General features: G+C 71.3%; 3 protein-coding genes. All 3 read left to right on the top strand.

All coding sequences use genetic code 11. The features are described 5' to 3' along the window. The coding region (locus ABZZ20_RS10785; RefSeq protein WP_356868957.1) for an Rne/Rng family ribonuclease at positions 1-3,535 on the top strand (3,535 nt) is incomplete at its 5' end. Between the two features lie 346 nt (positions 3,536-3,881). Further along, on the top strand, positions 3,882-5,453 hold the full coding sequence (locus tag ABZZ20_RS10780; RefSeq protein ID WP_356868956.1) for a VCBS repeat-containing protein: 1,572 nt from the start codon (positions 3,882-3,884) through the stop codon (positions 5,451-5,453). Continuing rightward, positions 5,450-9,067 (top strand): LamG domain-containing protein, encoded by a 3,618-nt coding sequence (locus ABZZ20_RS10775; protein ID WP_356868954.1) that lies wholly within the window; start codon positions 5,450-5,452, stop codon positions 9,065-9,067. The genes ABZZ20_RS10780 and ABZZ20_RS10775 overlap by 4 nt, the downstream gene beginning before the upstream one ends. Positions 9,068-9,121: the final 54 nt, after the last annotated feature.

The following is a 9,121-nucleotide window of genomic DNA, read 5'->3' as shown; positions in this document are numbered from 1 at the left end:
TGAGGCCGTCGTCGAGGCACCCGCTGCTGCTGCCGTTCCGGTTGCGGAGGAGGCTGCTGCTCCGGCGCCGCGTGCTCGTCGTCGTGCGACGCGCGCCGTGGCCGCTCCGGCCGCCGAGACCACCCCCGCCGCCGAGGCCGTCGTGGAGGCCGCTCCGACCGCTGCGGTTGAGGCCCCGGCCGCCGAGGAGCCCGCTGCTCCGGCGCCGCGTGCTCGTCGTCGTGCGACGCGTGCCGTGGCTGCTCCGGAGGCTCCGGCCGCAGAGGCCGTAGTCGAGGAGGCCCCCAAGGCCACCGTCACCGTCGCCGACGCCGTGGACTCCCCGAAGCGCGGTGGCCGCCGCCGCGCCACCCGGTCCGCCGCCCCGGCCGCCCCGGCTGCCCCGGCCGCCGCCCCCGCGCAGCCCGCTGCCGAGGAGCCCGCCGCCCCGGCCCGTGGCCGCCGCGCCGCGCGCCCCGCCGTGGCCGTGTTCCAGGCTCCGGTCTTCACCGAGCCGATGTTCCAGACCCCGGAGACCGCTGCCATGGCCGCCGCTGCCGCTGCCGCTGCCGCGGCGGTCGAGGCCGAAGAGGTCGAGGAGGAGGAGACCGAGGTCGAGGCCGTGCAGGCCCCCGCCCCGCAGCCGGCCGGCCGTCGCCGCCGCCGTGGCCGCGGTGCGGTCGAGACCACCCCGGTCGCCGAGTCCGCTCCGGTGTCCCTGGCCGACATCGAGCTCGTGGAGGAGGAGGCCGAGGCCGCCGAGCTCGACGAAGAGGCTGCCGAGTTCGAAGAGGGCGACGAAACGGGCGAGCGCCCGTCCCGCCGTCGCCGTCGTGGTGGCCGCCGTCGTCGCCGTGGCGAGTCCGCCGACCTGGACGAGTCCGCGGAGGACGAGGCCGAGGCCGAGGCCGCCGAGCAGGAGGCCGCCGAGCTCGACGAGGAAGAGGAAGAGGCCGAGGAGGCCGGTGCCCTGGGCTCCAGCTCCAGCCGTCGTCGTCGCCGTCGTCGTCGCCGCAGTGGTGACACCGGTGTCGAGGGCGATTCGGGCGACGAGGACGGCGTGCGCACCGTCGTCAAGGTCCGTGAGCCGCGCCCGGCGCGCGAGAAGGCCGAACCGTCCGACGAGGTGCAGTCCATCAAGGGCTCGACCCGTCTGGAGGCGAAGAAGCAGCGTCGCCGCGAAGGCCGCGAGCAGGGCCGTCGCCGCGTCCCGATCATCACCGAGGCCGAGTTCCTCGCCCGCCGTGAGGCCGTCGAGCGCGTGATGGTCGTCCGCCAGAGCGGCGAGCGCACCCAAATCGGCGTCCTTGAGGACAACGTGCTCGTCGAGCACTACGTCAACAAGGAAGAAGCCACCTCGTACGTCGGCAACGTCTACCTGGGCAAGGTCCAGAACGTGCTGCCGTCGATGGAGGCCGCCTTCATCGACATCGGCAAGGGCCGCAACGCGGTCCTGTACGCCGGCGAGGTCAACTTCGAGGCGCTCGGCATGGCCAACGGGCCGCGCCGCATCGAGTCCGCCCTCAAGTCCGGCCAGTCGGTCCTGGTGCAGGTCACCAAGGACCCGATCGGCCACAAGGGCGCCCGCCTGACCAGCCAGGTCTCGCTGCCCGGCCGCTACCTGGTCTACGTGCCCGAGGGCTCGATGACCGGTATCAGCCGCAAGCTGCCCGACACCGAGCGCGCGCGTCTGAAGACCATCCTCAAGAAGATCGTCCCCGAGGACGCGGGCGTCATCGTGCGCACCGCCGCCGAGGGTGCGAGCGAGGACGAGCTGCGCCGCGACGTCGAGCGTCTGCAGGCCCAGTGGGAGGACATCCAGAAGAAGTCGAAGCAGATCTCGACCTCTTCGCCGAGCCTGCTGTACGGCGAGCCGGACATGACCGTCCGCGTCGTGCGCGACATCTTCAACGAGGACTTCTCGAAGGTCATCGTCAGCGGTGACACCGCCTGGGAGACCATCCACGGCTATGTCTCGCACGTGGCCCCGGACCTGGCCGACCGGCTCTCGCGCTGGACCTCCGAGGTCGACGTCTTCGCGACGTACCGCATCGACGAGCAGCTCGCCAAGGCGCTCGACCGCAAGGTGTGGCTGCCCTCGGGCGGCTCCCTCGTGATCGACAAGACCGAAGCGATGATCGTCATCGACGTCAACACCGGCAAGTTCACCGGTCAGGGCGGCAACCTCGAGGAGACCGTCACCAGGAACAACCTGGAGGCGGCCGAAGAGATCGTGCGCCAGCTGCGGCTGCGCGACCTCGGCGGCATCGTCGTCATCGACTTCATCGACATGGTCCTGGAGTCGAACCGCGACCTGGTCCTGCGGCGGATGCTGGAGTGCCTGGGCCGCGACCGTACGAAGCACCAGGTCGCCGAGGTGACCTCGCTGGGCCTGGTCCAGATGACCCGCAAGCGGGTGGGTCAGGGTCTGCTGGAGTCCTTCTCCGAGACCTGTGTCCACTGCAACGGGCGCGGTGTGATCGTGCACATGGAGACGCCGACCGCGGTCGGTGGCGGTGGCAACGGCGGCAAGCGCGCGAAGCGCCGCGGCGGCCGTGGCCACGAGCACGAGATCGAGGGCGTCGAGGTCGTCGAGGCCATCGAGGGCGAGCCGCTGGAGGCGGAGACCGAGGCCGAGGTGGCCGCCGAGCTCGCCGCGCCGGTGGCGCTGCCCGAGCCGGCGTTCGTCGCGGACGAGGAGCTCTACAGCAGCCCGGCCGAGGCGGAGGCCGCGGCCGGCCTGAGCGGTCGCCGCAACCGGCGCCGTGCCACCCGCAAGGCGACCGCTCCGGCGGGTGCCCCGCGGGGTGCGGCTGCCCAGGCCCCGGCCCCGGCTCCGGCGGCGGAGCCCGTCATCGAGCCGGTGGCCGAGCCCGTCGCGCCGGTGGTCGTGGACGAGCCGGTGACCGAGCCGGCCGAAACGGTCCTGGAGCCGGCCGCCGAGGCCGTCGTCGAGGTCGCTGAGACCGTCGAGGCCGCTCCCAAGGGCCGCACGCGTCGGCGTGCCACCCGCAAGGCCACGGCCCCGGTCGCCGAGGCGGCCCCGGAGCCCGAGCCCGAGCCGGTCGTGGAGGCCGCGCCCGAGCCGGTCGTCGAGCCCGAGCCGGAGCCCGTCGTGGAGGCCGCGCCCGAGCCCGAGCCGGTCATCGAGCAGGCCCCGGTGGAGGAGGCCGCGCCGGCCCGTCCGCGTCGGCGTGCCACCCGTAAGGCCACCGCACCCGCCGGTTCCCCGGCAGGCGCGGCGGAGGCTGCCGTCCTGGTCGTCGAGACCCCCGCCGCCGAGCCCGAGCCCGAGGCCGCCCCGGCCCCGGCCGAGGCTGCGGAGGCCGAGAAGGCCGAGGAGGTCGCTCCGGCGGCCAAGAAGACGGCCCGCAAGGCGGCGGCCAAGAAGGCCCCGGCGAAGAAGGCAACCGCCGCCAAGAAGGCGACGGCCGCCAAGAAGACCGTCGCGAAGAAGGTGACGGCCAAGAAGACCGCGACGAAGCGGACGACGAAGAAGACCGCGGCGGCGGAGCAGCAGACGCCGCCGTCCGTCTCGGCTCCGACCGAAGGCTGATCGGGGACCGCAGACCGTACGGCCCTGCTTCACCCGGCCCCGCCCGGCACCGAACCCTCGGTGCCGGGCGGGGCCTTTTTGTCAGGACGTGATCAATCCGTTAAGTCTCAAGATCATCTGATGTCGGACATCGGCCCTTGTATGCGCCGCTTGAGTACGCGACATTTGACGGACGCTTTACGCGGCTTGTCACGGGTGGGGACCTCTGACGAGCGGGGGGATTTGTTCTCGAACACTTAGACCATGTTCGTGGGCTCTGCGCTGCACATCTTCACGTTCCGTCTTTCTCACGTTTTTCCGGGCGCCGCTCAGCGCCTCACAGAGAACTGACGAAGACGGAAACCACATGAGCAGAACCACATTCGCGCCGCGCGGCGCGGTCAGACGGCATGCGCTCAGGGGGTCGGTGGTGCTGTCCGCCGCCGCCCTGGCCTTGGCCCTCACGGCAGGATCGGCCCCCCTCGCGAGCCAGGCCGCGGCAGCCACCGGCTGCGCCGGGGCCGAAGCGGACTTCAACGGCGACGGCATCCGGGACACCGCGATCGCCGATCCGGAGGCGACCGTCAACGGGGCCTCCAAGGCCGGAGTCGTGCACATCGTGTACGGCGGCGGCAAGGGAGTCCTGGAGCTGACCCAGGAGGCCGCCAAGTCCGGCGGGTCCGAAGCGGGCGACACGTTCGGCTACTCCCTGGCCGTGTACGACGCCGACCTCGACGGCTGCGCCGATCTGGCGATCGGCATCCCGTACGAGGACGTCGGTGGCCACACCGACGCAGGTCGAGCCGTCGTCGTCTACGGTTCGCCGGCCGGCCTGGCCGCCGGCAAGGCGAGCATCCAATACGTTCAGGGGGCGGCCCCGCTGTCGGGCGCCGCCGAGGCCGACGACTGGATGGGCTACTCCCTCGCCGCCGGAACATCTTCGACGGGCGTGCCGTTCCTCGCCATTGGAGCCCCCGGTGAGGACCTCGGCACCACGCCCGACGCGGGCAGCGTGATCTACGCCTCAGGATCCCCGACCCTGAGCATCGGCATCATCACCCAGGACACCGCGACGGCCGGAGCGGTCCCGGACACCGTTGAGCCGTACGACCGGTTCGGCACGGCCATCGCGGCCACCCCTACCCACCTCGCCATCAGCGCGCCCGGCGAGGCCCAGGACACCATCGTGGACGCTGGGTCGGTGACGACGTTCAGCCACACGTTGGTCTCCGGTGTGCCCACGCCGCTGAACGTGATTCACCAGGACGCCCCGAACGTGTTCGGCGCCTGTGAGGCGGGCGACGGGTTCGGGACGTCGATCACTGCAGTGCCCTACCGGGCGGAGGGCGCCACGAGCACCACCGAGTCGCTCCTCGCCGTCGGTATCCCGGGCGAGGACCTCTCCACCGGCGCCGACGCGGGCGCCGTCCAGGTGTTCAAGCTCAACGCGGCCGGTGCGTACACGGAGCTCGCCTGGATCGATCAGAACGTCACCGACGTCGGTGGCGCGGCCGAACCCGGCGACCACTTCGGCCAGCGCGTCGCTGCCTTCAACACCGCCCCCACCAGCACGAGCACGGCGGCCAACGTCCGTCTCGCTGTGGGCGTTCCCGGTGAAGATGCTGCCAACGGCGTCGTCGACCGCGGAATCGTGCAGATGTTCCCGATGGTCGGAGCACCTGGCGCGTCCGACAAGATCCTGGAGCCGGGCTCCGAGATCCCGACCCCGATGGCCCCGCGCGAGTACGCCGGGATGAGCATCGGAGGCGGCACAGCCGGCCTCTACATCGGCATGCCGTACGGTCCGATCGAGGGCCGGGCGGTCTACCTGTTCCCGTGGACGATCAGCGGCACGGGCGGTGCGCCCATCGAGACCTTCAAGCCCGGACAGGGTGGCATCCCCGCCGAAGCCAAGACCTTCGGAGCGGTGGTCCGATGAAGGACGAGACGTACGACAAGATGCACGGTGACCTGCGTCGTACGGTGCTGCGACGCGCCTCGATCGCCGCAGTGACCGCCGGAGCCGTCATGGCCACCACGCTCGGCCTGGACCTGTGGGGCGGGACCGGCGCGGCCCGCTCCCCGGAGTCCGTAGCCGTCGGCACACCCGTCCAGACCGAGGCCGAGGCGCTTACCGCCGCCCGCACCAGCGGCAAGCAGGTCGAGGTCCTCGGCCTGCGCACCGAGCAGCGCGAGATCTTCGCCGCACCGGACGGCACGTACACGGCCCGCGAATACACCGAACCGGTACACGCCGTACAGAACGGCAAATGGGTCGACATCGACAAGACGCTGGTCAAGCGGGCGGACGGCAGCGTCGGCCCGAAGGCCGCCACCGTCGGCCTGACCTTCTCCGACGGGGCGGCGGGCAAGCCATTCGTCACGATGCGCCGTGGCACCCGTGAAATGGCGCTGACCTGGCCCTACGGCAAGCTCGCCGCGCCGGTGCTCGACGGCGACACGGCCACCTACCCCGACGCCCTGCCGGGCGTCGACCTCAAGGTGCGCGCCGAAGCGAACGGTTTCGGTCACCTGCTCGTCGTCAAGACCCCCCAGGCCGCGGCCGATCCCCGGCTCCAGCGACTGGACCTCGGCCTGAAGGCCAAGGGGCTGACGTACAAGAAGGACGTGAACGGCGCGGTCACCGCCGTGGACAGCGCGGTCGGCGGGACGGTCTTCCAGTCCGGTGCACCGAGCATGTGGGACTCGGCCGCCTCGCAGGAGGCCGCCGCCCGCGCCAAGGGCCCCAAGGCCGTCACCCAGTCGCTGTCCGCGGCCCGGGCCGACGCGCCCACCGGGAAGGACGCGGCTGCCGCACTCGCCCCCGCCCTGGCGGGCCCGGGCGGCGGCGGGAAGGCCGCGCCCCTCGGAGTCGAGGTGTCGGCGGACAAGCTGACCCTGGTCCCCGACCAGAAGCTGCTGCGCGACGGTGCCACCGTCTTCCCCGTGGTCATCGACCCGATCCAGAAGACCGCCGACCGCTCCGGCTGGACCGGCGTGATGTCGGGCAAGCCCTCGGTGGGCGAGTGGCAGTACTCCGGCAGCGCCGGCGTCGGCAAGTGCCCGACGGACTACAGTGCCGCGTCCTGCGCCGGCGTCGGCACCCGCCGCGTCGCCTTCCAGATCCCGCTGTCCTTCTACAAGGGAAAGCAGATCCTCGGCGCCACCTTCAGTGCCCGCGTCCAGCACGTGTACTGGGCCGACGCCCGTGCCGAACCCATCCAGCTCCAGCGGATCGGGGGCAGCACCGCCCACATCGACAGCGGCAGCAACTGGTCCAACACCCAGAACGGCACGCTGACGACACTGGAGACGCTCAACGAGAAGATCCAGCCCACGAGCTGCGAGTCCCAGGCCAACATGCACTTCAAGTCGGGTGCCAGCGGCGGCCTGACCAACAGCGTGCGCACGGCGGCCAACGAGGGCTGGCCCTCGATGCTCTTCAACCTCCGGGCCCAGGACGAGTCGAGCTTCGGCGGCTGGAAGCGGGTGTGCGGCAACGCGTACCTGAGCATCAGCTACAACACGCTGCCGGGTGTCATCAACGCCGGTGCCATGTCGTCCAACCCCGGCGGCGCCTGTGTCACCGGATCGGGTCGCCCCTACACCGACGTGCCGCCGACGCTCCGCGCTATCGCGAACGACGAGGACTCGGGCGAGCAGGTCAAGGTCCGGTTCAAGGTCGAATGGAAGGACGCGGCCGGTGCGGCCAAGTCCTACGAGCAGGACACGGACTACAAGGCGCCGACTTCCTCGACCCCGTTCGAGCACACGGTGCAGTCCGTCATCCCGGAGAACACCGTGATCTCCTGGAGCGTCGTCACCCATGACGGGGACGGCTGGGGTCCGTGGAGCGCCAAGTGCGAGTTCATGTACGACAAGTCCTTCCCGGGCAAGCCGAACGTCCTTTCAGCGCAGTACCCGGCCACGAAGGAGTACCACGACGGCGTCGGAGCCCCCGGCACGTTCGCCTTCTCGCCCAACCCGAACGATTCCGTGCCTGACACGGACGTCGTCAAGTACCGCTACTCCTTCGACGGTGAGCCCAACACGGAGATCGCCACTGCCACGGCGGGCGGCTCCGTATCGGTGAGCTGGACGCCCACGCGTCCCGGCCCGCACTGGGTCGACGTCACGGCGGTCGACAAGGCCGCGCACCCGAGCGCCGTCGCCCGGCACAGCTTCTACGTGGCCGCGGGGGCCTCCGCCGCCGCCCAGTGGAACCTCGCCGACGCGCCCGGCGGCAACGCGGCCGACGAGGAGACCGGCAAGTACCCGGCCGGCTTCGGCCCCGGCGTCACCTTCGGAGTCCCCGGACCGGGTGGTGCCATCGACTCGGCGGCCCACTTCGACGGCACCGGCGACAGCTGGGTCGATGCGGGCAGCACGGTGCTGGACACCCGGAAGGGCTTCAGCGTCAGTGCCTGGGTCCGCCCGTCGGACCTCACCCGTGACATGACGGTGGTCAGCCAGGACGGCACCGGCGAGCCGGGCTTCGTCCTCGGATACGACGCCAACGCCAAGACCTGGAAGTTCTCCGTCCCGGTCAGCGACGTGGACACGCTCGGCGAGTGGAAGGCCGTCTCCACCGGGGTCACCCCCGTCAAGGACGAGTGGGTGCTGCTGACCGGTCTCTACGACGGCACTGCGGGCAAGCTCCAGTTGTACGTCAACAAGGAGCTCAAGGGCGAAATGATCCGCCGCTCCACCTGGAAGTCGTACGGGCCGCTCCAGATCGGTCGCCACATCGACAAGGCCGGATACGAGGCCGCCTTCGCGGGTGATCTCGCAGAGGTCCGTGTCTTCAGCCGTCCGCTCCTCCCGGGGCAGATCGCCGAGATCACCACGGTCAAGCCGGACCGCAAGGGCTACTGGCAGCTCAACTCCGCACAGTCCGGGGTTTCCCCGAACCTGGTCACCGGCGGCCAGGGGCTGACGCTGGCGGGCAACGCCGCGCTCTACACCCCCGATCCGCTGGACCCGTTCCTGACCGCGCCCATGGTCGGAGCCGGCCAGCTGGTTCTGGACGGCAACGGGGACTACGCCTCGACGGCGAACGCCCCCGTGACCGGAGCCCAGAGCTTCACGCTCTCGGCGCGGGTCCAGATCAGTTCCCTCGACGCCACCGCCTCGCAGACGGTCTTCTCCCTGCCGGGGACGAACGCCAACCGTCTCCAGGTCCGTTACCAGGCCGCCACCAAGCGGTGGGAACTGGCCGTCGCCGGGACGGACACGGCAGGGGCGGCGGTGAAGACCTTCTCCGACGACCAGGCCCTGCCGGACACCAACCCCGTCGGCCAGCACCTGGCCGTCGTCTACGACGCCTTCGCCGGTCAGATCCGGCTCTACGTCAACGGCCAGTTGGCGGCCTCGGCGCGAGGTGTCGAGAACACCACGTGGGCCGCCACCGGCGGCCTCCAGATCGGCCGCTCGGCACTCGGCAACGCCGAGTACTTCGCCGGAGCCATCGACGAGGTCCGCGCGTACAACGGCGCCCTCGACTCCACGGCCGTGGTCCAGCTCGCCGGAACCGGAGAGCTGACCGACCGCTAGGCACTTTCTCGGACAGGTGTGCCCGCCCTGTGCAGGGCGGGCACACCTGTCCGC

The sequence above is a fragment of the Streptomyces sp. NPDC006430 genome (assembly GCF_040612395.1).
Taxonomy (GTDB): Bacteria; Actinomycetota; Actinomycetes; order Streptomycetales; family Streptomycetaceae; genus Streptomyces.
This window is presented reverse-complemented; position numbering and strand designations above follow the sequence as displayed.

Coding starts and splice junctions, on each gene's coding strand:
- ABZZ20_RS10780 (WP_356868956.1), top strand. CDS start 3,882: ATGAGCAGAACCACATTCGCGCCGCGCGGCGCGGTCAGACGGCATGCG.
- ABZZ20_RS10775 (WP_356868954.1), top strand. CDS start 5,450: ATGAAGGACGAGACGTACGACAAGATGCACGGTGACCTGCGTCGTACG.